Source organism: Paraburkholderia sp. J67 (genome assembly GCF_905220265.1).
Taxonomy (GTDB): Bacteria; Pseudomonadota; Gammaproteobacteria; order Burkholderiales; family Burkholderiaceae; genus Paraburkholderia.
The window spans coordinates 140,885-166,400 of record NZ_CAJMZK010000001.1 but is presented as its reverse complement, the minus strand read 5'-3'; the positions used below and the strand labels follow the sequence as shown (position 1 = coordinate 166,400).

24 protein-coding genes are annotated in these 25,516 nt (G+C 64.3%); 11 read left to right on the top strand and 13 right to left on the bottom strand.

Annotation, left to right across the window (positions count from 1 at the left end; all coding sequences use genetic code 11):
* Window positions 1–29 precede the first annotated feature (29 nt).
* The 4 genes from U5782_RS00720 to U5782_RS00705 all read right to left on the bottom strand — a co-directional run bounded on the left by U5782_RS00720 (window position 30) and on the right by U5782_RS00705 (window position 3,788).
* The gene (locus tag U5782_RS00720) at window positions 30–1,346 is read right to left on the bottom strand and encodes a hypothetical protein (RefSeq protein ID WP_322041947.1); all 1,317 of its coding nucleotides are present in this window, start codon (window positions 1,344–1,346) and stop codon (window positions 30–32) included.
* A gap of 110 nt (window positions 1,347–1,456) precedes the next feature.
* Window positions 1,457–1,591, bottom strand: a complete 135-nt coding sequence (locus U5782_RS00715; RefSeq protein WP_322041946.1) for a hypothetical protein — start codon at window positions 1,589–1,591, stop codon at window positions 1,457–1,459.
* Window positions 1,592–1,622: 31 nt separating this feature from the next.
* Window positions 1,623–2,039: a MarR family winged helix-turn-helix transcriptional regulator gene (locus U5782_RS00710; protein ID WP_322041945.1), complete on the bottom strand. Its 417-nt coding sequence runs from the start codon at window positions 2,037–2,039 to the stop codon at window positions 1,623–1,625.
* A 132-nt stretch (window positions 2,040–2,171) separates the two neighbouring features.
* Window positions 2,172–3,788, bottom strand: a complete 1,617-nt coding sequence (locus U5782_RS00705) for a Na/Pi symporter (RefSeq protein WP_322041944.1) — start codon at window positions 3,786–3,788, stop codon at window positions 2,172–2,174.
* Between the two features lie 237 nt (window positions 3,789–4,025).
* Between U5782_RS00705 and U5782_RS00700 the strand changes: the two genes are divergently transcribed.
* The 3 genes from U5782_RS00700 to U5782_RS00690 all read left to right on the top strand — a co-directional run bounded on the left by U5782_RS00700 (window position 4,026) and on the right by U5782_RS00690 (window position 6,208).
* The gene (locus U5782_RS00700) at window positions 4,026–5,078 is read left to right on the top strand and encodes an alcohol dehydrogenase (RefSeq protein ID WP_322042509.1); all 1,053 of its coding nucleotides are present in this window, start codon (window positions 4,026–4,028) and stop codon (window positions 5,076–5,078) included.
* A 307-nt stretch (window positions 5,079–5,385) separates the two neighbouring features.
* Window positions 5,386–5,757 (top strand): CHAP domain-containing protein, encoded by a 372-nt coding sequence (locus U5782_RS00695; RefSeq protein ID WP_322041943.1) that lies wholly within the window; start codon window positions 5,386–5,388, stop codon window positions 5,755–5,757.
* Window positions 5,758–5,764: 7 nt separating this feature from the next.
* Window positions 5,765–6,208 carry a DUF3828 domain-containing protein gene (locus U5782_RS00690; protein WP_322041942.1) on the top strand — a complete coding sequence of 148 codons (444 nt, stop codon included), beginning with the start codon at window positions 5,765–5,767 and terminating at the stop codon, window positions 6,206–6,208.
* An 81-nt stretch (window positions 6,209–6,289) separates the two neighbouring features.
* Here U5782_RS00690 and U5782_RS00685 read toward each other — a convergent pair whose 3' ends face one another.
* Window positions 6,290–7,294 (bottom strand): aldo/keto reductase, encoded by a 1,005-nt coding sequence (locus tag U5782_RS00685; RefSeq protein WP_322041941.1) that lies wholly within the window; start codon window positions 7,292–7,294, stop codon window positions 6,290–6,292.
* A gap of 271 nt (window positions 7,295–7,565) precedes the next feature.
* Here U5782_RS00685 and U5782_RS00680 point away from each other — a divergent pair, with 271 nt between their 5' ends.
* Window positions 7,566–9,713, top strand: a complete 2,148-nt coding sequence (locus U5782_RS00680; RefSeq protein ID WP_322041940.1) for a tetratricopeptide repeat protein — start codon at window positions 7,566–7,568, stop codon at window positions 9,711–9,713.
* Window positions 9,714–9,775: 62 nt separating this feature from the next.
* Here the strand turns inward: U5782_RS00680 and U5782_RS00675 are convergent, their stop codons facing one another.
* Window positions 9,776–9,994, bottom strand: a complete 219-nt coding sequence (locus U5782_RS00675) for a hypothetical protein (protein WP_322041939.1) — start codon at window positions 9,992–9,994, stop codon at window positions 9,776–9,778.
* A 443-nt stretch (window positions 9,995–10,437) separates the two neighbouring features.
* On the opposite strand from U5782_RS00675, the gene U5782_RS00670 reads away from it, so the two are divergent.
* A complete protein-coding gene (locus tag U5782_RS00670; protein WP_322041938.1) occupies window positions 10,438–10,776 on the top strand; it encodes a DUF1330 domain-containing protein in 339 nt (112 codons plus the stop codon).
* A 14-nt stretch (window positions 10,777–10,790) separates the two neighbouring features.
* Here U5782_RS00670 and U5782_RS00665 read toward each other — a convergent pair whose 3' ends face one another.
* From U5782_RS00665 to U5782_RS00655, 3 genes are all read right to left on the bottom strand, one after another.
* On the bottom strand, window positions 10,791–11,255 hold the full coding sequence (locus U5782_RS00665; protein WP_322041937.1) for an RbsD/FucU family protein: 465 nt from the start codon (window positions 11,253–11,255) through the stop codon (window positions 10,791–10,793).
* A 115-nt stretch (window positions 11,256–11,370) separates the two neighbouring features.
* Window positions 11,371–11,700 (bottom strand): hypothetical protein, encoded by a 330-nt coding sequence (locus U5782_RS00660; RefSeq protein ID WP_322041936.1) that lies wholly within the window; start codon window positions 11,698–11,700, stop codon window positions 11,371–11,373.
* 92 nt (window positions 11,701–11,792) lie between these two features.
* The gene (locus U5782_RS00655) at window positions 11,793–11,975 is read right to left on the bottom strand and encodes a hypothetical protein (RefSeq protein ID WP_322041935.1); all 183 of its coding nucleotides are present in this window, start codon (window positions 11,973–11,975) and stop codon (window positions 11,793–11,795) included.
* A gap of 61 nt (window positions 11,976–12,036) precedes the next feature.
* On the opposite strand from U5782_RS00655, the gene U5782_RS00650 reads away from it, so the two are divergent.
* The 4 genes from U5782_RS00650 to U5782_RS00635 all read left to right on the top strand — a co-directional run bounded on the left by U5782_RS00650 (window position 12,037) and on the right by U5782_RS00635 (window position 18,855).
* Window positions 12,037–12,423 carry a hypothetical protein gene (locus U5782_RS00650; protein WP_322041934.1) on the top strand — a complete coding sequence of 129 codons (387 nt, stop codon included), beginning with the start codon at window positions 12,037–12,039 and terminating at the stop codon, window positions 12,421–12,423.
* 57 nt (window positions 12,424–12,480) lie between these two features.
* Complete coding sequence (locus U5782_RS00645; RefSeq protein WP_322041933.1) at window positions 12,481–14,625, top strand: phosphocholine-specific phospholipase C; 2,145 nt, start codon at window positions 12,481–12,483, stop codon at window positions 14,623–14,625.
* Between the two features lie 328 nt (window positions 14,626–14,953).
* A complete protein-coding gene (locus U5782_RS00640; RefSeq protein ID WP_322041932.1) occupies window positions 14,954–17,182 on the top strand; it encodes a TonB-dependent siderophore receptor in 2,229 nt (742 codons plus the stop codon).
* Window positions 17,183–17,412: 230 nt separating this feature from the next.
* The gene (locus U5782_RS00635) at window positions 17,413–18,855 is read left to right on the top strand and encodes an NAD-dependent succinate-semialdehyde dehydrogenase (RefSeq protein WP_322041931.1); all 1,443 of its coding nucleotides are present in this window, start codon (window positions 17,413–17,415) and stop codon (window positions 18,853–18,855) included.
* Between the two features lie 58 nt (window positions 18,856–18,913).
* On the opposite strand, the gene U5782_RS00630 is transcribed toward U5782_RS00635, so the two are convergent.
* The gene (locus tag U5782_RS00630; RefSeq protein WP_322041930.1) at window positions 18,914–19,306 is read right to left on the bottom strand and encodes a GFA family protein; all 393 of its coding nucleotides are present in this window, start codon (window positions 19,304–19,306) and stop codon (window positions 18,914–18,916) included.
* A gap of 227 nt (window positions 19,307–19,533) precedes the next feature.
* On the opposite strand from U5782_RS00630, the gene U5782_RS00625 reads away from it, so the two are divergent.
* Together U5782_RS00625 and U5782_RS00620 are read left to right on the top strand one after the other, a co-directional pair.
* Window positions 19,534–20,592 carry a catalase family peroxidase gene (locus U5782_RS00625; protein ID WP_322041929.1) on the top strand — a complete coding sequence of 353 codons (1,059 nt, stop codon included), beginning with the start codon at window positions 19,534–19,536 and terminating at the stop codon, window positions 20,590–20,592.
* On the top strand, window positions 20,589–21,122 hold the full coding sequence (locus tag U5782_RS00620) for a cytochrome b (protein ID WP_322041928.1): 534 nt from the start codon (window positions 20,589–20,591) through the stop codon (window positions 21,120–21,122). Before U5782_RS00625 ends, U5782_RS00620 begins: the two co-directional genes overlap by 4 nt.
* Before the next feature lie 44 nt (window positions 21,123–21,166).
* On the opposite strand, the gene U5782_RS00615 is transcribed toward U5782_RS00620, so the two are convergent.
* The 3 genes from U5782_RS00615 to U5782_RS00605 are packed head-to-tail and all read right to left on the bottom strand — an operon-like array spanning window position 21,167 to window position 25,414.
* Entirely contained in the window at window positions 21,167–22,663 is a 1,497-nt protein-coding gene (locus U5782_RS00615; RefSeq protein ID WP_322041927.1) for an efflux transporter outer membrane subunit, read from the bottom strand.
* Between the two features lie 17 nt (window positions 22,664–22,680).
* A complete protein-coding gene (locus U5782_RS00610) occupies window positions 22,681–24,342 on the bottom strand; it encodes an MDR family MFS transporter (protein ID WP_415914218.1) in 1,662 nt (553 codons plus the stop codon).
* Window positions 24,278–25,414: an HlyD family secretion protein gene (locus U5782_RS00605; protein WP_322041926.1), complete on the bottom strand. Its 1,137-nt coding sequence runs from the start codon at window positions 25,412–25,414 to the stop codon at window positions 24,278–24,280. Before U5782_RS00605 ends, U5782_RS00610 begins: the two co-directional genes overlap by 65 nt.
* Window positions 25,415–25,516: the final 102 nt, after the last annotated feature.

Below are 25,516 nucleotides of genomic sequence, written 5' to 3'. Positions count from 1 at the left end.
GGGTGGACCGACTGGCGGCCTGGACGTGTTCAGGCCGCCGCGGTTCGCTCGCGCATCATCACTTCGAACGCATCCGTGATGCGTTGCACGTGGGCGTTCTTGTGCGCCAGTTCGCCGTCGGGGCGCTCGCGATGCACGAGCATCGTCGCGTTCGCTTCGAACACAAACACGCTGCCATCCTCCAGCAGCGTGAAATCCACCCCCGCATAGTCGAGATCGAGCCGCTGACCGAGTGCAGTGATCGCGGCCATCGCCTTTTCGCCGAGTGCGGCCTGCGGGTCGGCGAGAAAACGCGCTTCTTCGTCGAGCTTCCAGCGCACGCCTTCCATGCCCGCCGAAAAATAATGGACCATCCAGTGCGGCGAGATCGCCAGGTGGTACGGATAGGGCTTGCGATCGACGAACGCAACGCGATACTTGCGGCACGCGCCGTCGGCGTCGCGCGTGTCGCGAAACGCGCTCACGTAGAACGGCCCCGCCTGGGCGGCGAGCGCCGCATCGAGTTCCGCGGGCGTATCGCAACGCACGAGCCCTTCGCCGCCGTGCGTCGCCACGGGACGCACGAGCAGCGGCACGCTCAGGCCCGCACTCGCGATCTGTGCGTGGGCCTGCGCGATATCGGCTTGTGGCAGGTCGATGCGGATACAGGCTGCGGTATGCACGTCGCGCAAACCATCGAGCAGCGCGGGCAGGCGGTCGCGCCGCGTGGCCGCAACACGTTCGGGCGCGTTGAGAAACGGACGCGCGCACGCTTGTGCGAATTGCGTGACGCGGGCTTGCAAAGGCGCCGCGATATCGGGGTCGCCGATCGCGTTGAAAGCGCAATCGAATGCGGGCAGTGCCGCGTCTTCGGCTTGCGTGGCGTAGTCGATCGCGTATTTGATGCGCGCGTTATGCGGCAACGGCACCAGCAGATCGAACGGCACATTGCCCGACGAGCGCCCCGCGCAGAGCAGCAGAACGCGGCGCGCGGGCTGACCCGACGATTCCACGTAGACACGCTGCAACGCATAGGCATGGTCGCGACAGCGCACGGCTGCGCTCTCCCGGCCAGCCTTCGCATGAATCGCCGCGAGGTTCTGCCATGCGCTCGCCTGGCCCGCGTCGAGATTGAGCGCAAGCTCATACCAGCGTTGCGCGGCCGCGTGATCGCCCTTCATGAAGTAGCCGGTCGCCACCATGCACAGGCGCTCGACGCCTTCCTGCGATGGGTGCGCATCGAGCGCCTCCGCGGCGATCAGATGGGCGAGCGCCGCCAGTTCATCGCCCTGCTCGCGCGCGCGTTGTGCCGCGTCGCGATGCAGCGCGGGGGTATCGGTCATGACGGGGAGCAGATCGTCGGTCATCGGCGTGCCCGCTTCGCACGGGCCGGCAGTGGGCGAAGCGTGAAGTCTAACGGGACGCGCCGCATGCGTGCACCATCGCATGCCGATGAATCGTCATTTTGTGCAACCGCTCAGGGACGGAAGAGATCGAATCCTGCGAACACGACAACGCCGCTCAACGCCATCATCGGCACCGAATGCCGGCCGAGATAAAGCATGGCCGCTGCGAGCCAGGTGGAAATGAAAAAGGCGCCCATGCGACGCATGATAAAAACTCCAGTACAGGGGTGCCCAGACCTAGCCAAGCGTTGCACGCACCGTACGCAGCCGGCTCACGGTATCGACGAAAGCCTCGCCGCCCAGCGAGCGCTTGATGCGGCCCGCGACCTGCGCACTGGCGTGATTGAGCGCTTCGCGAATCGCCAGGGCCTGCGCCGTGGGCACGATCGCCACTTCGCGCTGGTCGCCTTCGGTGCGATGGCGTTCGAGATAGCCGCGCGACTCAAGTCCGTCGAGCACACGCGTGGCCGTTGGCCGCGCAATGGACAGCAGATCGGCCAGTTCGCGTTGCAGCGAGCCTGGCCGCTCCAGCACCGCGCGCAACATGAAGCCCTGCGGCGGCGTGAGATCGAAGGGTTCGAATGCTTCGGACCACTCGCGTTCCAGTCGGCGTGCGAGCGCCGAGGTGTTGAAGTAAAGACACTGATCGAACATGGCGAGAGAATAACCGGTTATCGTTAGCTATGCAACGAATGCGACACTATCGAGCCCTGATTTCAGGCACTTTTCGCAGGCTTTCGATACGACTTCGTTGCGTGATTTCATTGTGTGATTCAGTATGCGCCCTTAATCCGCGAACGTGAGCGCGCGCGAATGCGCCTTCGCCACCTGTTGCAACGCGCGCCGCAAGGCGCTTTGCCGTCGCAACAATTCTTCCATCGACGAGATAGGGAGCGAACCTGCCGCGCCTGCGTTGAGCAGTTGCGCCTTCAACGCACCATAGGCCGCTTCCATCGACTGCGAGAGGCTTTCGATGAGGGCGCTATCGTCACCCGACACGCGCTCGCCGTCATTCACACGATGATTCGACTCGATGGCATCGAGTAGCGCCAGCGCGCGCCGCTCGAAGAGCGCATAGGCTTCGGCAATGGGCGCATCGGGCAGTACGCCCGCCAGCGCCGCAGCCTGCAAGGCCTGCTCCGTCGCGCTTTCGTAGTAGTGCAATTCGCGCAGTCCATCGGCGATATTCGCAGCCGTTGCGGGCACCATTTCCGCGCGATTCATCCGTTGTGCGAACTTTTGTGCCGCGTTGAACAAGCGCGTAGTCGCACCCTGCTCATGAGCGAGCGCCTTTGCGTCGGCGCCCGCGAGCGTCATGCGCACCATGCGCCGCACGATGGCGCCGATGCGCTGTACTTCGTGACGCAAGGCATCGACGGCGAGCTCGGGCACCACGGCCACCGTATCGTCGAGGAACTGCGGCGCGCCCTCGTCGCCCTCGCGTTCGCGAAAGCGCCGCAACAGCCAGCGCGTGAGCACGCCCGCGAGCGGCACCATGATGATGAGGCCGAGCACGTTGAAGGTCGTGTGAAAGAGCGCGAGCGAAATCGCCGGATCGTGCGGCAAATGCAGCCAGTCGCCCACGCGCGCGATGAAGCCGAGCAACCACGGCAGCAACGCGATGGCCACGAGCGCCGTCACCACGTTGAAGATGACCTGCGCAACAGCGGCGCGGCGCGCATTGGGCGTGGCGCCAATCGCCGCCAGCAGCGCCGTGGCCGTCGTGCCGATGTTCGCACCGATGATGACCGCCGCACCGCCCTGGGTGGTCAGCATGCCGCCTTGCGCGGCGGCGAGCGTGATGGTCATGGTCGCCGACGACGACTGCACGAGCAGCGTCACCACGAGGCCCGCTAGCACCTGGAGCAGCACGGTCACAAAGCCCTCGCCTTGCGGCAACTGAAATTGCGCGACGAGGTCGGTGAACGCGCCCTGCAACGTGGCGATACCGAGAAACAGGATGCCGAAGCCCGCGAGCGCATCGCCGAGTGCGCCGCGTCGCTGCCCCACGCCGGTCAGACGCAAGGCAATGCCGACGCCCACGAGCGGCAGTGCGAGCGCATCGATCTTCATCTTTAGACCGAGCAGCGAGACGATCCAGCCCGTGGTGGTCATGCCGAGATTCGCGCCGAACAGCACCCAGAGCGCGCCGCCCAGGTCGAGCAAGCCGGCGTTGACGAAGCCGATCACGGCCATCGTCACGGCGGTCGAGGACTGCACTAGCGCCGTGACCAGCACGCCCGAGGCGAGTCCCGCCGCCGGCGTGCGCGTCGCGCGGCGCAGGATCAGTTCCAGCGCGGGACCGGCGGCCAGCTTCAGGCCGTTGGTCATCATGGTGATGCCGAGCAGAAACAGGCCTATTCCGCCGATCAGCACGCCCAGCGCGTCGATGAGGCTTTTCATGGGCGCCCGGTTTTCCTTGTCGACATCGAAGCTCTCTCGAAGGATGGTCGGCCACATGGTACGCGACCCGCATTTTTCGTGACCGCACCGTGACCCTGGCGTGACGGGTCATGCGTAACAGCTATGCCCTCATGAAAAGCGAACGACCGGACGATTTTTTTGGTCAAGCGCGTTATGATGCGAAAGAATCGACACCGGCAGTCCGATCCAGACAACACCACGGAGACATCAATGCAGATGCGTTGTTATTGCGTGACCCATCACGGCCAGCCTCTCGAACTCGTTCAGCGCGACACGCCGCAGCCTCAGGGCACCGAAGTGCTCGTGCGCGTGCAGGCGGCTGGCCTATGCCATTCCGACCTGCATATCTGGGAGGGCTACTACGATCTGGGCGGCGGCAAGAAACTCTCGCTCTCCGATCGCGGCATCAAGCTGCCGCTCACGCTGAGCCATGAAATCTGCGGCGAAATCGTCGCGGCGGGTCCCGCGGCCGGTGACGTGAAAACCGGCACGGTTGCCGTCGTGCATCCGTGGATCGGCTGCGGTCAATGCGCGGCCTGCCTGCGCGGCGAAGAAAATATCTGCACCAAGCCGCAATCGCTCGGCGTGATGCGCGACGGTGGGTTTGCCGACTACGTGATCGTGCCGCATCCTCGCTACCTGGTCGATCTCGGCGGCCTCGATCCGGTGAAGGCCGCGCCGCTCGCCTGCGCGGGCGTCACGACCTATTCGGCGGTGAAGAAGTTCGGCGAGCGCATTCATCAGGACCCCGTGGTAATTATCGGCGCGGGCGGGCTTGGCATGATGGCGATCGAAGTGCTCAAGGCGCTCGGCGCGAAAGGCGCGATTGTCGTGGACGTCGATGCCGCCAAGCGCGAAGCGGCGCTCAAGGCCGGCGCGCTCGCGGCTATCGATGCGCGCGCCGACGACGCAGTCAAGCAGATCGCCGAAGCGACGGGCGGCGGCGCGCGCGCCGTGCTCGATCTAGTCGGCGCGACGCCGACCGTGAAGCTCGCGCTCGATGCGTGCGCACGCGGCGGTCACGTGGTGGTGGTCGGCTTGATGGGCGGCGACATCACGCTCTCGCTGCCGATCATCCCGATGCGCCCGCTCAAGATCGAAGGCAGTTATGTGGGCACGCTGCCCGAACTGCGCGAACTCGTGACGTTGATGCGTGAGGGGAAAATGCAGCCGTCGTCGGTGACGCGCCGGCCGCTGGGCGAGGTGAACGAGGCGCTCGAAGCGCTCGCGCAAGGCAAGGTGGTTGGGCGTCAGGTGCTGGTGCCGTGAGGTCGCTGCGTTCGTAACGGAGGATGAAGGGCGGGCGCGTGGCGCCGCCCTTTTTGTCCTTTAAATTTAATTCGTTATCCTGTCCAAGTCAGATTGCCGCGCCACGTCGCTTGTGCGATTAATCATCGCTCGCCTCATTGAACCCGGTTTTGACCTACCTATGGTCAGACGTGCAGCATCCCGGTTTTTCAGGGCATTATTTATCGCCAGATTGACGACGAACAATTCATTTCTAACTTGCTCGATATCAGCCTTTGGAAATCTGCTAAAAAAATTTCGCCCCAACGATTCCAAAGGAATGAATCATATGGCATACGATGCAATTGGAGCAGCAAACTACGCGTTCAATCACGCTGAACCCGCCAGCACAGGCCGGTGCGCCAAGTACGTTCGACGCGCAATCGAATGGGGTGGCGTAAGTGTCGCTCATACTGAAGCCGCGAATAACTATGGCCCTAACCTTCAGGCGGCAGGATTCTTCCAGGTTGTCGGCACACCTATGAGGGGCGATGTTGTCGTGATACAAAGCATCACGGGCCACCCCTACGGACACATGGCGATCTTTAACGGACACATCTGGATTTCCGACTTCAGACAACAACCAGGGCCGCAAGGTTTTTATCCCGGCCCCGCGTATCGGGCGGCACAACCGCCGTACAAGATCTACCGGCATAACTGAAAAACATATGAAGCGCTTCCTTTCGATGATTGCTCTGTGCGCCCGCCTCTTCGGCCACAACGCCTTCGCATCAGAAGATCAAAACACGCCCGATGTCCGGGCGCGCGCGTTCTATACGTGGTATCTGAGAACGGGCGCGGATTTGAGTTTTCCGCTGCTGAAAAACGGCATTTTCGACTTCGTCTCAAAGGATACCGTCACCAGGCTACGTGACGACTATCGGCATAACCGGTTGCCGGAAGATGTCGATTATTTCCTGAAGGTACAGGATGAAGACGATCAAGACTGGTTGAGCCACATCACGCCCCACCAGGTTGTCATGCTCGGGGAGGTCGCGGTTCTACCAGTCACCTTCGGCTCGAAAAACCAAACGAGTGTTGTGGTGTTCATGCGCAAAATTGCAGGCGCATGGAAAATAACCAAGGTCGATAGCACTTTGGACTATCGCTAAGCATGCCTTCCCGAACCGCTGAAAGGCCATGCGAAATTGCGTGGCCTTTTCGATTTCCGCTTCGTCGGCTCGCGGTTCCCTTTACCGCGCCGCATCCCCCATCCGATACCCCACACTCGCTTCATCGAGCTTCGCCTTCAACTCCGGATCAAGCTCAAGATCCGCAGCCGCAATCGACGCATCCAGTTGCTCGGGCCGGCTCGCGCCAATCAGCGCCGACGTCACCAGCGGATTCGCCAGCACCCACGCCACCGATGCCGTCGTGAGCGATTGCCCCGCCTGCTCGACGATGCCGCGCAATTGCTCGACGGTCTCGAACTCGCGCTCGTGCCAATAGCGGTCCTGATACATCGCGCCCGCCACGCCCACGCTCTGCGAAAAACGCCCCTCGCCCGGCGCATTGCCGTGCCGATACTTGCCGGTCAGCAGGCCACCGGCGAGCGGGTTATACGGAATCACGGCCAGCCCTTCTTCGTTCGCCAGCGGCAACAATTCGCGCTCGATCTGGCGGAACAACAAGTTGTAGCGCGGCTGCACCGAAACAAAACGCGCCACACGCAGCACATCGGCGCGGCCTAGCGCGCGTGCGAGCCGGTACGCCAGAAAATTCGACACGCCGATATAGCGCGCCTTGCCGCTACGCACGATGGTGTCGAGTGCTTCGAGCGTTTCGTCGAGCGGCGTATTGGCGTCGTCGGAGTGCAGTTGATAGAGGTCGACGTAATCGGTGCCCAGGCGCCGCAGCGAGTGATCGATGGCGTCGAGCAGATGCTTGCGCGAGGCGCCCTGGTCCCACGGCGAGGGTCCGACCTTGCCAACGGCCTTGGTCGCCACGATGAATCGTCCGCGGCGGCCCTTTTCCTGGCCCAGCCAGCGCCCGACGATTTCCTCGGTGCGGCCTGCGAGGGCTTCGCCGCCGCCGAGCGGGTAGACGTCGGCGATGTCGATGAAGTTGATGCCGGCGTCGGCGGCCTTGTCGAGAATAAGACGGGACACGTCCTCTTCGGTTTGCAGGCCGAAGGTCATGGTGCCGAGGCACAGACGCGAAACATTGAGGCCGGTGCGGCCAAAACGGCGGTATTGCATCGAATGCTCCTCTCTAACGAACGGACTTCAATGGCGCAGGCCCGGCGCGCGCGGCAGCCGGACGATGCTCCGAAGCATAGCGCGGCTGGCCCAAACCAGTCGGGCCACGCCGCCATGCCTTACGCCATCGAAAGCACGACACCCGCGCGCCGTAACCGCCGTGAAGGCTTGATCGTCCGAATAGGCGCGCGCGGACCGCGCTAATCGGCCCGTTGGCCTTGCCTGCCCTGCCTTAAGCTTCATACCGTCCTTCATTTTGCCCAGCCCCACCGTGACTTCGACGATGACCGCCGCGCCGCTTCACCCCGACCGCCAGCAGGAAGCGAGCGCGCTGTGCGCGCAAGGCCGCTTCGCTGACGCGTTCGGGATGCTCGCGCCGCTCGTCGGCACGCAGGCGCAAGCGGACGACGCGCTGCTCGCCGATGCGCTCAATCTCGCGGCCCTCGCCGCAATGGGCGCGGGCAAGCCCGACGCCGCGCAGGCGCTCTGGCAGCGCTGCATCGCCGCAAGGCCCGCGTTCGAGGAGGCGTATAACGGCCTCGCCGCCATGCTCACGGCGCTCGGCCAGTTGCCCGCCGCGGAGACGGTCTGGCGCGGCCTGCTGGCCGTCAACCCCGCACACGCCGATGCGCACGGCAATCTGGGCCTCGTGCTGCATCGCCTCGGGCGACTCCAGGAAGCCGAAAACGCCTATCGTGGGGCGCTCGCGCGCCAACCGGGCCACCTCGACGCGCACTACAACCTCGGCCTCGTCCTGCATGACCAGGGCCGTCATGACGAGGCCGAAGCAGCCTATCGCGCGGCGCTCGCGCTCAATCCGAAGTTCGCGCGCGCGCACAACAACCTCGGTAACGTGCTGCGTGAACGCGGCCGTATCGAGGAAGCCGAGGAAGCCTATCGCCAGGCGCTGCTCGCCGAGCCGCAGTATCCCGAAGCGCTCAACAACTATGGCGCGCTGCTCAAGGGGCAAAGACGTTACGTGGAGGCGGAACTGGCCTGCCGTCTCGCGATCAAGGTCCGCCCCGACTATGTCGAAGCGCTCAACAATCTCGGCTGCGTGCTCACCGATCTCCAGCGTTATCCCGAAGCCGAACTGTTCTACCGCCAGGCCATCACGCTATGCCCCGATCACGCCGAGGCTCACTACAACCTGGGCGTTGCGTTGCAACGGCTCGAACGCTATCCAGAAGCCGAGACCAGCTACCGCGTCGCCCAACGCCTCTCGCCGGGACGTGCCGAAGTCTTCAACAATCTGGGCTCGGTGCTCTGCGCAATGGATCGGCTTGACGAAGCGCACGACACCTTCGCCCAGGCGCTCGCCCAGAACGGCGATCTCGCGCTCGCGCACTTCAACATGGGCAGCTTGCTCAAGGAACGCGGCCAACTGGACGATGCGGTGGCGGCGTACCGCCGCGCGCTCGCGCTCGCGCCCGATTACGGCGACGCCCTATTTCGCCTCGCCACCCTGCTCATCACGATGGGCCGCTACGAGGAAGGCTGGCGCCTCTATGAACGGCGCTATGAAAACAATGGTTTCGTGCATTACGCCTCGCGCGGCATGCTGAGCTGCCCGCACTGGCAGGGCGAGTCGATCGCTGGCAAATCGGTGCTGCTCTGGCAGGAGGACGGTCTGGGCGACATGTTGCAGTTCGCGCGCTACGCGCGTCTGCTGAAGGCACAGGGCGCGACGCACATCGGGTTCGGCTGTGTCGAAGCGCTGCACGCTATTCTCGCGGGCGTGGAGGCCATCGACAGCCTGCTCACCCACGCCGAAGCCACCGAACGCGCCAGTGAGTTCGACTATTGGGTCAGCCCGCTGAGCCTGCCGCTACGCCTTGGCACCACGCTAGAGACAACGCCGCCGCCAACCCGCTTCACCGTCGATCCCGCGCGCATCGAGCAGTGGGCGACCCGGCTCGATGCGCTGGGCGCGGGGCCGCGCGTCGGGCTGGTCTGGCGGGGCAATCCGCAGCACCACAACGACCTCCACCGCTCGATTCCCTCACTCGCAGCGCTGGCGCCGCTCTGGCAGGTGCCGGGGCTGAAGATCGTGAGCCTGCAAAAAGGCGCGGGCGAGGACGAAGCGCGCGCGGCGGGCGAAGCGGGTTCGAATCAACCACTCCTGCATCTGGGCAGCGATGTCGCCGATTTCGTCGATACGGCAGCGATCATCGCGCAGCTCGACTTGCTGATCTGCGTGGATACCTCGACCGCGCATCTGGCCGCGTCGCTCGGCAAGCCCTGCTGGGTGATGCTGCCGCGCCGCGACGTGGACTGGCGCTGGCTGGACGCGCGCGAGGACTCGCCCTGGTATCCGGACACTGTGCGGATCTTCCGCCAGACAGGCAGCGAGACATGGAGCGCGCCGATCGAGCGCGTCAAGCAGGCTTGCGAGGAGAAGTTCGGTACGGCCGGTTAGGTACGGCCAGTTAGGCACGGCCTTGTGAAAGGCGGCCAGATGAGGCGGACTGACGGCGCGCGTCAGTCCCAGAAGTTGCGGAACGCCACGGCGACGATCACCGGCACGCACATCACGAGCGGGATCGCGAAATAAGGAATCTCCAGATCGACGATCCAGCTGCGGATCAGCCAACCCACGCCCAGCGCGAGCGTGAGAATGCCCACGAGCCAGGTCAACGTGTTGAGCAGCCAGGCGGGCGGCTGCTTGCGCTTGGGTTTCTGCGCGGTAGACGGTTTCATCGGAGCGTTGGGAGAGGCGTTGAGCGTCCGGCGGGCCGGTACGGCACGCCACTCAAGGCATTTTACTCTCGATGCCTGGCGGCAAACGGATCAGGCAAGACCCTGAGTTGAGGCCGCCCTTGTGTAATTTCCGGCACCACAAAAGAAAAAGCCCGCCTGATTTGGGCGGGCTGAATCCATATCTGGAGGAGACATGGAGGAGACGAGTTAATTCTAGGGTTTTCCCCTAGCCTTGGCAAGCGTTTTTTGCGGCGAGTGGATAAATATTTGAAATCGCCTGTTCATGTGACGATTTTGTTACGCGCACATGTCAATGCAACGGCAAATCGCTGGTCAAGCGCAGGATGGCCGCGCGTTACCTCCAGGGTAATCGATCCAGATCGGCTGCCGCCCTACTCTCGTTAGCGACGGAGAGCCTCCGCCAAACCCACACGAGGATAGTCATGACGGCCTACGCCATTGCCCATTTACACGCAGTCGAGTTCTGCACCGATATCGCCACGTATCTGGAGAAGATCGACGCCACGCTCGCCCCGTTTGGCGGGCGCTTCATCGTCCACGGCGGCCCCGTGGAGCGGCTCGAAGGCCACTTCAGCGGCGACCTGATCGTGATCGAATTCGACGACCGCGAGCACGCACGCGCGTGGTATCGCTCGCCGGCCTATCAGGCGATCCTGCCGCTGCGCACCCGGCACGCGCGCGGCGACGCGTTTCTCATCGATCAGGTGGCGCAACCGCATCGCGCGACCGAAGTGCTCGAGTACGCGGCGCGCAATGCGTGATGCGAGTGCGGGCGTCAGTTGCGCGGCGCGTCGGCCGCCAGCAACACGCCCTTCTTGAAGATGAAGCAGCCGTAGCCGCGCGCCTCGCCGGTCGCAATCACGCAGTAGGCGCGGCGCGCGCGCTCATAAAACGCGAAGCGCTCCAGCCCGGCAAACGGCACGGCACGCCCTTCAGCATCGTCGACTTCGCGTTGCGCTTCGCGCTGCACGGCGGGCAGCGTTTGCGCGTCGCCGACCACTTCCATGCGCAGCGCCGGATGATCGACGAAGCTATCGAGCGGCAACACCGAGAGGACCGCCCGCACGACGCGCGGAGAATCCACGCCGTCGAGGCGCAGCAGACGACCGAGCACCGAATCGCGCGCCACAGCATCCGCAGGGAAATTCGCGTCGCAGATCACGACTTCGTCGCCGTGCCCCATCGCGGCCAGCGCGTGGAGTACATCCGGATTGAGCAGCGGATCGAGGTTTTTCAGCACCACGTCTCCTTGGCGTTTCAGAACGCCACTAGCACAAATCATTCGGAATACTGCGTAATTCGCCGCCGATGCGTGCACTGCGAGCGCATCAGCGAGCGTCGCCGATTCGCCCTGTCTAGGCGGCGGAAAACACGATCGCGCCGTGTTCGGCAACCTGCGTAAACGTGCGCACGAAGCGGTAGGTCTGACCGTCGATCGACAGCGAATTGAGGCCCGGCTGGGTCGCTTCGAGGATCTCGGCCACCAGCGCATTGCGGATAAAGCCGCAGCGCGTCCAGTCGGCCTGCGCCTCGGCGGCGTCACCGAGGAAGATATCGCTGCGGTCGGCCTGGGAGCGCACCAGGATCAGGCTGGCGCCCTTGTCCAACGAGCGTTCGAGGTACTCCGATAGCGTCGCCAGTGCTTCGACGGCAACGTCGTGCGGCTCGCGAGAGGACGAATCCATGAGGGACCCCGTTGGTCGTGTGGATTACGTTCCCATCGTACCTGATGGCGCTACAAGCGGTCGAGTTGCCTAACGTTCCAGATCGCACTCATTCATGCTGGAGCGAGACGAAATAACAAAGAAATTAATTCGAAAGCAAAATGAATGCCAACCAGTCGCCAAATTTTCGCGCGAGCGCCCCATTTCGACATCAACCCGTCATACGCCTCTCTGTTCGCGTTAAAAACGTTTGCAAAAGAAAATTCATCGCCCGCAAACGTTTTCACGCGTTTCATAATTCTTTCTTCGAGACCGTAGAAACTGTGCGCCGACCCGATCATCGGACTGGAAGCGCACATGCAAAGACGCCTTTTCGAGCAGTCGTTGGCAACCGTGATAGCCGTTGCGCTAGCAACCATCTTGCTCGCCGCATGCGGACCCGGCGCAACGTCGCCGGCTACGCCTGAGAGCGCCAACGGGCCAGGCCAGGCGCAAAGCCAAACGCAAAATCAGCCGCAAAATCCCACCGCTTCCGCAGCCAACCTCGCGAGCAGCGTGAGCACCGCCACGCCTGCCGACACCGCGAACCCCGCCAGTTACGCCTACGCCAGCGACCCCGTGCAGAGCGTGCAGGCAAGCCTCGCCGCCGACAACCAGCAAGTCGCGCCCGTCATGAGCTACGCCCCCGGCGACGAGCCGCAGACGAACAGCAGCAACAGCAACACCGCAACGACGCGTCAGTAATACACCGTTCGTGTGCCCCGGCACACCCCCATCCAACAAGTAGAAAGGTGAACACCCATGACGTCCAACAGCCGTCGCCGTTTCCTGCAAACTGTCGCGTCCTCAGGCGCCGCCGCAGCCGCGATGACCGTCCTGCCCGAGTCCATCCGCAACGCGCTCGCGATTCCCGCGTTCTCGCGCACGGGCTCGATCCGCGATGTGGAGCACATCGTCGTGTTCATGCAGGAGAACCGTTCCTTCGATCACTACTTCGGCCATCTGCGCGGCGTGCGCGGCTATAACGACCGCCTGCCGATTCCGCTGCCCGGCGGCCAGCCGGTCTGGTATCAGCCCTCGAAGGAGGACGCGACGAAACCCGTCCTGCCGTTCCACCTCGACACCCAAACGACCAGCGCGCAATGCGTGGGCGATCTCGATCACTCGTGGTATCCGACCCAGTACGCGATCAACAACGGTCTGCACAACCAGTGGCCGCAGTACAAGACCGACATGACGATGGGCTATTACCTGCGCGCGGACATTCCGTTCCACTACGCGCTGGCCGATGCGTTCACCGTCTGCGACAACTACTTCTGCTCGCTGCCCGGCCCGACACACCCGAACCGTTCCTATCTGATGACGGGCATGGTCGACCCGAGCGGCACGATGGGCGGCCCGCTACTCGACAACAACGACTATGTGGACGGCGACGTGCCGCCCGCGTATCAACTGCTCTCGTGGACCACCTACCCCGAACGCCTGCAAGCCGCCGGCATCTCGTGGCAGATCTATCAGCAGGGCACCAATGGCAGCGATCCGATGAACGGCAACTACGGGACCAACATCCTGCAGAACTTCGCCAACTTCATCAATGCGCAGCCGGGCTCGGCGCTCTATCAGCGCGCACAGACCGCGCGCACGATCGCCGACCTCAAGAACGACGTGCTCGCGAACAACCTGCCGCAGGTGTCGTGGCTGCTGCCGCCCGCCGCGTTCTCCGAGCATCCGAAATACACGCCCGCTTACGGCGCGGAATACACCTCGCAGATTCTCGAAGCCCTGACCTCGAACCCCGAAGTCTGGAGCAAGACCGTCCTCTTCATCATGTACGACGAGAACGACGGCTTCTTCGATCACATCGTGCCGCCGCAGCCGCCCACCACCTCGACGCAGGGCAAGTCGACGGTAAGCGTGGAAGGCGAGATTCACAACGTCGTCAATCCGGGGCGCGGCGGCAAGTACACCGCCGACGGCCTGCCCTACGGCCTCGGCCCGCGCGTGCCGATGACGATCGTCTCGCCGTGGAGCAAGGGCGGCTTCGTGTGCTCGCAGGTGTTCGATCACACTTCGGTGATCCGCTTCATCGAAGAACGCTTCGGTGTTCAGGAGCCGAATATCACGGCATGGCGTCGCGCGGTGTGCGGCGACCTCACGACGGCCTTCGACTTCCGCACGCCGGACTCGTCGATCCCGACGCTGCCCGACACGAGCAACTACATGTCGATGGCCGACAACCAGTGTTCCGCCAACAAGGCGCCCACCGTGCCGGCCACGCCCGGTCCGATCGACGCGCAGGAGCCGGGCGTGCGTTACGCGCGCGCGCTGCCCTATGAGTTGCACGTGAACGCGCAGGTGGACACGTCGAAGAAGACGCTCTCGATCACCTTCGCGAACAAGGGCCGCCAGGGTGCGCACTTCTACGTGTACGGCACGAACCGCACGGACGGCCCGTGGCGCTACACGGTGGAAGCGGGCAAGTCGCTCGACGATACGTGGGATCTGAGCGTGACGAACGGCGTGTATGCGTTCGAAGTGCATGGCCCGAACGGCTTCGTGCGCCGCTTTTCTGGCACGGCGGCGGCGTCGACTTCGTCGCACGGTGTGTTCGGCAAGGCCAGCGGCACGCCGCAACCGGAAATCGCCGCGCAATACGACGTCGCGAACGGCAACCTGTTCCTCAAGTTCACGAACACGGGCGGCGGCATCGCGCGCCTCACGGTGACGGACAACGCCTACGGCGCGCGTGAGCGCCTCGTGGTGGTGCCGGCCGGTGCGCGTATCGAGGAGCCGTGGGTGCTCGCGTCGAGCCATCACTGGTATGACCTCACGGTCACGAGCCGCGACGATTCCACTTTCGTGCGCCGCTACGCCGGCCACGTCGAGACCGGCCGCCCGAGCATCAGCGACCCGGCTGCGGTCGCCCCCATCACGCAGTTGAGCTAACGAAGCATCCGGGCGCGCGCGCCCGCTCTGCCAGTACGGCGCCTTTGGGCGCCGTTTTTCATGCTGCTGGTGTGCTCCATTCCCGCGTAAAACCATCATTTGTCTGATGAAATGATCGGACTTTCATGCCTTCTTTGTGCACAGATCAGCCTTCATTTCAAGCTGACTGTTGCCAATTTCCTACCTTACGCAATGCTTGATGCGTTTTGCTTTGTATATGCGAATCATTTGCATTAGCATCTGCATGCTCATTCAGGAGCTTCTCGCGCCCTTCGTGGCACCAACAACAAAATTAGCTTGAGCCGGGCCTACCGGCCGTCCGCCTAACATGAAGAACACTGCCGCCGTCCGCCAGACCGGCCCCGGCTTCGTCGCCGTGCGCTGCGCCGCCCGCACCCGCATTCCGCTGAGCGCCGCCCTGCTCGTGAGCGCGGGACTCGCGCTCTCCACGCTTTCGGGCACCGGCTGGGCCCAGGAGACGGCCCAACCCGCCACCCAGGCCGACACGAAAACCGACACGCAAGCCGATGCCACGAAGGCCCTGCCAACCGTCAAGGTGAGCGCCGCGCGCGACAGCGAAGCCGCCTCGCCGGAGCGCGTCACGGCCGGCGCTCTCGGCAACCGCCGTCAGGTGGACACGCCGTTCTCCACCGACGTCGTCACGACCGAACAAGGCAAGGACCGTCTCGCCAACACGGCCAACGATCTCTTCAAGTACGACCCGGCAGTCAACATCGTCGGCGACAACGCCACCGGCGAGAACTCGGCGTTCAGCATTCGCGGCCTTGCGATCGACATGCTCAACGGCGTCAAGGTGGACGGCCAGAACTTCCCTTCCTGGGACACCGAACTATCGCTCGAACCCTTCGAACAGGTCGAACTGCTCAAGGGCCTCTCGGGCTTCATGTACGGCTTCAGCAATCCGGGCGGCATCGTCAACTACGTGCTCAAGCGCCCCACCGACGATCCGTATCGCAGCTTCTCGGTCGGTTATCAGTCGGCGGGCGTGTTCAGTGAAAAGCTCGATCTGGGCGGGCGTTTCGGCAACGACAATCGCTTTGGCTATCGCCTCAATCTGGTGAACGAGGACGGCAACACCGCCGAAGCGAACGGCCACGTGCGCCGCCAGGTGGCGTCGCTCGCGCTCGACTTCCGCATCACGCCCGACCTCACGTGGACGGTCGACGCGTTCTATCAGAAGCGCAAGACCAACGGCACGCTGTTCGGCATGTTCTTCTACGACACGCCGATCCCCGACGCGAGCAAGGTCACGCATCAGCTCACGCAGCCGCAGAACTACTACGAGACCGAGATCGCCTCGTTCGGCACCGGGCTCGACTATCGCCTCTCCGAAAACTGGCACGCGAACCTGAAGTACCGCTTCGCCAAGGAAAACCGCTACAACTCGGACAGCCTGCTGACCGTGACGGACGCGGCGGGCAACTACAGCAACACGCTCTACGCGGCCTTGACGCGCTACTTCTATCAGAACGTCGACGCGATGGTCGAAGGCAAGTTCGACACCGGCCCGTTCAAGCATGATCTGGTGCTCGGCGCGAGCTATCAGACGCAGCAAAGCGAATACGACAATAGCGAAGGCTGGAACGACGGCTTCAACCTCGGCACGGGCAATCTCTATCAGAGCACCCTGCTGACGAACGACGCCGTCAATATCGGCGAAAACCTGTACCGCCACGAACGCACGACGCAGACGGCGCTCTACGCGAGCGACACGGTGCAATTCACCTCGCGTTTATCGGCGCTGCTCGGCCTGCGCTATACACAGTTCCGCGACCGCACGTATCAGCCCGACCAGTCGGTGATGGCCGATTACAGCGCCAACCCGGTCACGCCCACTGTCGCGCTGATGTACAAGCTCGATCACGATTCGACGCTCTACGCGAGCTATGTCGAAGCGCTCCAGCAAGGCGGCGCGGCGAGCAACACGAACGTCAACTATCCGCAGACCTTCGGCCCGCTCAAGAGCAAGCAATATGAAGTGGGCTTCAAGGCCGATCATCGCAACTGGGGCGCCAATCTCGCCCTGTTCCGCATCGATCAGGGCTACGAATACACCAATAGCGCCGATGTGTTCGTGCAAAGCGGCACCAAGCGCTACCAGGGTGTGGACGCAAGCGGCTGGCTGCAACTCGCGCGCGACTGGCGTCTGATGGGCGGCGTGATGTGGCTCGACGCCAAGGCGGTCGACGTGGACGATCCGACTGTCGAAGGCAAGCGCGTCTATGGCGCGCCGCGCTTCACGGTCACGGGCCGCATGGAATACAACCCGTCCTACCTGCGCGCACTGACAGTCGCGTTCGGCGGCAAGTACGTCGGCAACATGGCTGTGGACGCCGCCAACACGCAGTTCGTGCCCGCCTATACGACGTGGGATCTGAGCGCCAAGTATGAAACCAGCGTGGGCGGCAAGGACGTCACGCTGCGCGCCGGCGTGAACAACCTGTTCAATCGCCGCTACTGGAACGCGGCCTGGGGCTACTACGTGATGCCTTCGGCCACGCGCACGTTCGTTGCGAACGCCACGGTCGAATTCTGACGACCGATGCGTAGTGCCTGAGGATTTGCTGTCAGGCCACATAAAACAAGGGGTTGAACGCAAGGGCCTTCGAGATTCTCGAAGGCCCTTGGCGTTTGCGTCGCCAGCAAAGCGCGCGCAGCGGTGGCAGAATAGGCGGTTCTCAAGTTTTCCCGGCCTCGGCGTCACGCGTTGCCGCGCGCGGCGCCTGCTTCCCCCACCGTTGCACCGTTGAAGAGGATCGTCCCATCATGACTTCAAGCGTGAAGCCTTATCCGGATACCCAGATTTACGTCGATGGCGCATGGCGCGCCGGCGCGAAGACGATTGCCGTGATCGACCCCGCCACCGAGGCGGAGATCGGACGCCTGAGCCTCGCGAGCGAGCAGGACCTCTCGGACGCGGCTGAAGCCGCCGCGCGCGCGTTCAACCAATGGCGCAAGGTCTCGCCGCTCGAGCGCAGCAAGATCATGCGCCGCGCCGCCGACCTGCTGCGCGAACGCGCAGGCGACATCGCCGCGATCATGACGCGCGAGCAAGGCAAGCCGGTTGGCGAAGCCAAGGGCGAAGTGCTCGCGGGTGGCGACGTGATCGACTGGTTCGCCGAAGAAGGCCGCCGCACGTACGGCCGCGTCGTGCCCTCGCGCACGGACGCCGTCCGCCAGATCGTCACGCGCGAGCCGGTTGGCCCGGTCGCCTGCTTCACGCCCTGGAACTTCCCGCTGAATCAGGCCGTACGCAAGGTCTCGGCCGCGCTGGCCTCGGGCTGTACCGTCGTGCTCAAGGGACCGGAAGAAACACCAGCCAGTTGCGCGGCGCTCGTGCAGGTGTTCATCGACGCGGGCGTGCCCACCGGCGCGCTCAACCTCGTGTTCGGCGTGCCCGCCGAAGTCTCGTCGTACCTGATCGCACATCCGGCGATCCGCAAGATCTCGTTCACGGGATCGACGCCGGTAGGCAAGCTGCTCGCGGCCAAGGCCGGCGAGCACATGAAGCGCGCCACCATGGAACTGGGCGGCCATGCACCCGCCATCGTATTCGCCGATGCGGACATCCCGCGCGCTGCGAAGCTCCTCGCGGGCGCGAAGTTCCGCAATGCGGGCCAGGTCTGCATTTCGCCCACGCGCTTCATGATCCAGGACGCGGCGTACGATGAGTTCCTCGAACACTTCGTCGCGGCCACGAAGACGATCAAGGTCGGCAATGGCCTCGCCGAAGGCGTGCAGATGGGGCCGCTGGCGAACGATCGCCGCCTTGCCGCAATGGAGCGTCTGGTCGCCGACGCGCGCGAACACGGCGCGAAGGTGCTCACGGGCGGCGAACGCATCGGCCGCGAAGGCTATTTCTTCGCCCCCACCGTGCTGACCGATGTGCCGCTCTCCGCACGCCTCATGAACGAAGAGCCGTTCGGCCCGCTCGCGCTGGTCGCACGCTTCTCGCGCTACGAAGACGCCATCGCCGAAGCGAACCGCCTGCCCTATGGCCTCGCCGCGTACGCCTACACGCGTTCGAGCGCGACCTCGGCGGCGCTCTCGGAAGACGTCGAAACGGGCATGCTGTCGATCAACCATCACGGCCTCGCGCTGCCCGAAGTCCCGTTCGGCGGCGTGAAGGATTCGGGCTACGGTTCGGAAGGCGGCACCGAAGCGATGGAGCCGTACCTCGTGACCAAGTTCGTCACCGAACATCGTTGATCGTAAGATGCGCCGCGCGCCGGGCCGCATGGCCTGCACGCGGCACATTCGTCCTGATTCATAGACGGCTGCGCGGATACCGCGGCAATCCATCCGCCAGCCGCACCCAGCCCAGTTGCTGCGACGTCCACGTGTGATCCTCGGGCGGCGCAGCGCCGGGCGCGTCCAGCGTACCGGTGGCGATATCGATTTCATCGGCATACGCCGCGCTGGTGTAAGTCAGCGGCGTACCGCATTCGGGGCAGAAGCCACGCTCCACACCCGCACTCGACGCATAGACTTTCGTTGCGCCCTCAACCAGCCTGAACGCGTCGCGCGTCACGCTCATCCAGCCGACAAACGGCGCCCCGGAAGCCCGGCGGCAATCGACGCAATGACACGCCGTCGTACCGATCGGCTCACCCGCGACCTCATAGCGGACCTTGCCGCACAAGCAGCCACCCTTCAGCATCGCCCCCTCCTCATTGCGCCCTTTCTTGCGCATGGCTTACACGCCGCATTTCTTTGCACGCGCGTGGAATAGAACGCTCCGTCGCCCTGTTGACGCTCATAACGGCCACCAAGCCCCTCGACAGGACCGATCATGCCTCATTGCGCCCCGCTGCGCTCCCCGTATCCGGGAAGCCCCCCGACTCGTATCGGCACGCCATGCGCCCTCGCGCGATGCGGAGGCGCATCGTGAGCCGCGCCAACATTTGCGTGCCATGCCGCCTGGCTGCGATCGCGGCTGTGATCGGTTGCACAGCCGCCGCGTTCGCATGGACGGCCGGCTGGCTGACGCCGAAACGCGTTGACGCGCCGCACATCGTCAACACATTCGAATCGAACTACGGCATTCACACGGGCTACCGTCGCAACCATGCGAAGGGACTGTGCGTGGAAGGTGAATTCGACAGCAACGGCAATGGTGCCAAGGTTTCGCGCGCGGCCGTGTTCGCGCCGGGCGAGACACCCGTCATCGGGCGTTTTGCGATTCCGGGCAGCAACCCGTCCGCGCCCGACGCGAGCACGCCGGTGCGCAGCCTCGCCTTGCTATACCAGTTGAAGGATGGCGAGCAGTGGCGTAGCGGGATGAATTCCACGCCGGTCTTTGTGGTTCGCACCCCGAATCAGTTCTATCAGCAACTGGTCGCATCGAAGCCCGATCCGGCAACCGGCAAGCCCGATCCCGCGAAGCTCGACGCCTTTTTCAAGGCCAATCCGGAAACGCAGCCCTTTCGCCAGTGGATCAAGGCGCATCCGCCCTCGGCCAGCTTCGCGAATACGGCGTTCTGGGGCATCAATGCCTTCATCGCTATAGATGCGGATGGCAACGCGCGCGCAATACGTTGGGAGTTGGTGCCCGAAACGCCCGTCGAAGCCGCATCGCCCGATCATAAGCACGACCCGGACTTCCTTGCCGACGACCTCGCCGCGCGGCTCGCGCAAGGTCCGCTGCGCTGGCATCTGGTGTTGACGGTTGCGGCGCTGGGCGACCCCACCAACGACGCCACGCAGCAATGGCCCGCCTCGCGCGAACAGATCGACGCGGGCACGCTGGTCTTGCGACAGGCGACTCCGCAACGCGCGGGCGCCTGCCGCGACATCAATTACGACCCCACCGTCCTGCCCGATGGCCTGAACCCCTCGGACGACCCATTGCTCGCCGCGCGCTCCGCGGCTTATGCGGTCTCGTTCAACCGCCGCACGCACGAAGAAGCGGCGCTCAACCACGCACAGGGAGAAGCCCAGCAATGAAACCTGCTCAAGCGCACTTCAGCGGCCTCGCCCGGCTCCTGCATTGGTCGATGGCAGTCCTGATCGTTTCAATGCTATTCGTGGGCGTGGGCATGGTCGCCACGGTCTCGCGGCTTCATAACAGTCTGATCGCACTGCATCGGCCGCTAGGCGTTGCGCTGCTCGCGCTGGTGATCGTGCGCATCGTCGTGCGACTCTCGCGCGGCACGCCGCCATTGCCCGCGGACCTGCCGTCATGGCAGCGCGGCGCGGCGCATGCATCGCATCTCGTGCTCTATGCGCTCATGATCGCCATGCCGTTGATCGGCTGGGCGATGCTGTCCGCAGCGGGCTATCCCATCGTGCTAGCGGGCGCGCTCCATCTGCCGCCCATCGCGCCGCACAGCGTCGCGCTCTACGCGTTGCTGCGCGCGGCGCACACGTGGCTAGCCTTGCTGCTGTTCGCCACCGTCATGCTTCATCTGGGCGCGGCGCTGTTTCATGCGCTGATCCGCCGCGATGGCGTGCTTGCCAGCATGGCGCGCGGCTGAGTAAAGAGCCGCGAGGGACACGCATGGCGTCCCTCTCAGCGCATTCAACTCGCGTTGCTGGTCCAGCCCAGGCCAAGACTCTTCTGGATGGAAATGAAGTCCTTGAGCAATTCCGCCTGCCCGGAAATCACGTCCTGCTGCGCGAGAAATTCGGCACGTTGGGTATCGAGCAGATCCACGAGCGTCGACGCACCCGCCCGATAGCGCTGACGCATGAGCACCGCCGAACGCTGCGCCGAATCCTGCACCTTCTGCAACGTCACGAGATGCTCACGCTGGTAGCCGTAGCGCGAGAGCGCGCCGTTTGCGTCCTGTAGCGCGGCCAGCACGGTCTTTTCATAGCGCGCCTCGGCTTCGTCGCGCGAGGCCTCGGCGCCGTGCACCGCGCCCAGGGTGCGCCCGAAGTCGAACAGGTTCCATTGCAGATACGGCACGCCCACCCAACTGAAATTGTTCTTGCGCAGCAGATGGCCTGGGTCCGCCGCCGTGAAGCCCAGATCGCCGAATAAGGTGAGCTTGGGCAGAAAATCGGCCACATGCTCGCCGATCTGCGCGTTGCTCGACGCGAGACGGCGCTCGGCGGCGCGTATGTCGGGACGCTGCGCGAACATCGTGGCCGGATCGCTGACCGGCACCGAGGCCGGCAGCGCAGGCAACGCGCGCGGCGCCGCCAGCTCGGCATCGAGCGCGCCCGGCGCCTTGCCCGTGAGCACCGCGAGCTGGTCGAGCGACGTCTCCACCTGCGACGCCAGTGGCGCGATGGTCGAACGCGTGGTTTCGACCTGGGTGGTCAGACGCTCGACATCCACGTCGGCGGCCGTGCCGCCCGCGCGGCGCTGCTCGGTGAGCGTCAAGGACTGCTGCTGGAGATCGGCGGTGCGCTGCGCGATCAGGAGCCGCTGCTGCTGGTCGCGCAGATCGACATAGGCCTGCGCCACCTCGGCGGCAAGCGACACCTGCGCGTCGGCGAGATCGGCATCCACGGCATCGGCTTCGTCGCTCGCGGCTTCCACCGCCCGGCGCGTACCGCCGAACAGATCGATCTCCCACGAGGCGTCAAAGCCCGCTGTATAGAACTGCAATGGACCGCGACCGCTTGAACCCGAACTTGAACCCGAACTGCTGCTGCCCTGCGATTGCGAGAACGTGCTGAGATCCGGTTCGCGCATGCGTGGCGCGGCGGCGCTGGCCGATATTTTCGGCATCTCGGCGCCGCGCTGCTGTTGCAGTTGCGCGCGGGATTCGCGCAGGCGCGCCTGCGCGGCGCGCAAGTCAGGGTTGTGAGCGAACGCGGCCGTGATCAGCGCATTCAATTGCGGATCGTCGAACGTGAGCCACCATTGGCTGGGCGCGCGCGTGGGCGTCACACCGTGGGCTGGCGTGCGTACGAACGCCGCCGCACTGGCCGCCTCGGGCGCGACCGCAGGCGCGCCGTGATAGTCGGGGCCGACGGTGCACGCCGCGAGCGCGCAAGCGGCTGCCAACGCGGTAAGCACCTTCAGCGGCGCGGGTGCGAAACGATAAGAACGGATTGCCGTCATGATTCTAAAAATAGGCTTCAGTGGCCGGCTGACGGCGCCTTCACGCCGGGCTGCGGTTTCTTGAGCAGGAGCGCGAGCGGCACGCAGGATGCGAGCGCGATGCCGAGCACCCAGAATGTTTCGGAGTACGTGATGACAATCGCCTGTTGCTGGATCTGCGCCGCAATCTGACCGAGCGAGCGCATCTGCGAATACGCCATGTCGCCGGTCTGGGCGAACCAGTTCGCAGCGCCCGAAGCCAGGCGCTCCTGCCCGATCAGCGAATTGGCGCTCAACGACTCGCGCAGCACCGCCGTGTGATAGGTCTCGCGCCGGTCGATCAGCGTGCCGATGATCGCGAGGCCGACCGAGCCGCCCAGGTTACGCGCCATGTTGTAGAGGCCCGCTGCGTCGCCGGAATCTTCGCGCGCCACCGCCGCCATCGATGCCTGATTCAGCGGCATCATCGCAAGCATCTGCGCCACGCCGCGAATGAGCTGCGACCAGACGAAATCGTGGCCCACGCTTTGCGCGGTCAGGGAAACGTCGAGCATGCAACTCAGCGTGAAGAGCAACAACCCGCTCACCACGAGTACGCGAAAATCCACCTTGCCGAGCAGGCGCGGCAGGATCGGCATCACCAGAAACGCGGGCAAACCGGACAGGAGCATGATCGCGCCCGATTGCTCCGCGTTATAGCCCGCCACGATACTCAGGAACTGCGGCAGCAGATAGGAAATGCCGTAAAGCCCCGCGCCGACCGCGGACACGATAACGATCACGCTCGCGTAACGCGGGTTGCGCATGAGCGACAGACGCAGGATTGGCTTCTTCGCCACGAACTGCGAAATGCCGATCAACACCATGCCCGCCAGCGAGACACAGGTAAGCGTGACGATCATGGTCGACTCGAACCAACGCTCGCGCTGCCCTTCTTCGAGCACCACCGTCAACGTGCTCAGTCCGACCGCAAGCCCGACGATGCCCAGCCAGTCGGCCTTGAGAAACGCCTCCCAATGCGGACGATCCTTCGGCAACCCCACGATCAACAAGGTAATCAGCGCGATACAAACCGGCAGATTGATGAAGAAGCACCAGCTCCAGCTGATGTTTTCCGCAAGCCAGCCGCCCAGCACAGGACCGAGCAACGGCCCGAGCAGCACGATCAAACCAAACACCGTCATGCCGACCGGCAACTGCGAGAGCGGCAAACGGGTACGGATGATGGTCTGCGCCGTGGGAATCATCGCGCCGCCCGTGAAGCCCTGGCCGATGCGCCCGGCGATCATCAGGCCGAGCGTGCCGGACCACCCGCACATCATCGAAAAGCCGATGAAAAGCGCCGCATTCGTCAGCAGGAAATTTCGGAGTCCGAACACGCGTGTGAGCCATGCGGCGAGCGGAATCATCACGATTTCCGACATCAGATAGCCCGTGGAAATCCACGTGCCCTCGGTGCCGGTCGCGCCGATTTCGCCCTGGATCTGCGGCAGCGCCGAATTCGTGATGGAGATGTCGAGCGTCGCCATCAGCGCGCCCAGCGCACCCGCAGCCACCGCGATCCAGTCGGCCACGCCCGCGCGCTCGCCATGCGGGTGCGGCGTGGCGGCCGCATTCGCCTGCGCATTCGCTTGATCAGTCACGATGATTCTCAGTGTCGATCCGGCGATCGTCTTCGCGGGCGGAACGCGTATCGACATCGACGGTCACGGACATGCCCGGCAGCAGCACGCCACGCGTTTGCGGCCCAGTGTCGATCAGAATGCGCACCGGCACGCGCTGCACGATCTTCGTGAAGTTGCCGGTGGCGTTCTCGGGCGGCAGGAGCGCGAACTGCGCGCCCGTACCCGGCGAGAAGCTGTCCACGACGCCGTGCAGCGTGTGGCCCGGCAGCGCATCGACGTGCATTTCGACCGGCTGGCCAATGCGCATACGGCCAATCTGCGTTTCCTTGAAGTTCGCGGTGAGATAGGTCTTCTGCACCGGCACCACGGTCAGCATGCGCGTGCCGGGCTGCACGTACTGCCCCACCCGCACGCTACGGTCGCCGACGCGGCCCGCGAGCACGCTCTTCACCACCGTGTTGTCGAGATCGAGTTGCGACTGCGCCGCACTGGCGCGCGACGCTTCGAGCTGTGCACGCGCCTGCGCGAGCTGCGCGGTGAGCGCGGCGATCTGCGAGCGCGCGGACTCCACGGCGGCCCCATCGGCGGCGAGGGTGGCCTGAGCCTGGTCGCGCGTGCTCTTGAGTTCCGAGAGACGTTCGGCCGTTTCCGCGCCGCTGGCCGTGAGCGGCGCATAGCGCGCGACTTCGTCCTGCGCATGGCGCAGGCTCACGCGCGCCACTTCCTGCTGGGCCTGCGCCTGGGCGATATTGGCGCGCTGTTGCGCAAGCTGCGCCTGCGCGTGTTCGATATCCGCTGCGCGCGCATCGATCGTGGCATTCGCCTGATCGAGCGCGACCTGATACTGGCGCGCGTCGAGCTTCACGAGCGGATCGCCCGCCTTCACGCTCTGGTTGTCGGCCACGTAGACATCGGTGATATAGCCACTCACCTTCGGCGCGACGGTCACGCTGTCCGCCTGAAGATAGGCATCGTCGGTGCTTTCGATGAAGCGACCCACGAGCCACCAGTGCCCGCCCCAGACGCCCGCCGCGACCAGCGCCCCGAGTCCGAGACCGATCAGCACCTTGCGCTTCGTGCCGCGCTTGCCCTGCGAAACGGCGTCGCCCGGCGCCTCGCGCCCTGGCGCTCCAGCAGTCGTTGACATGATTTTCACAACCTCGACAAAATATTATTACCAATCGGTAAAATTATTCCATCCGGCAAAATTGTGTCAAGTGTTATATTTTCGTCAGCCCAGGTCGACCCC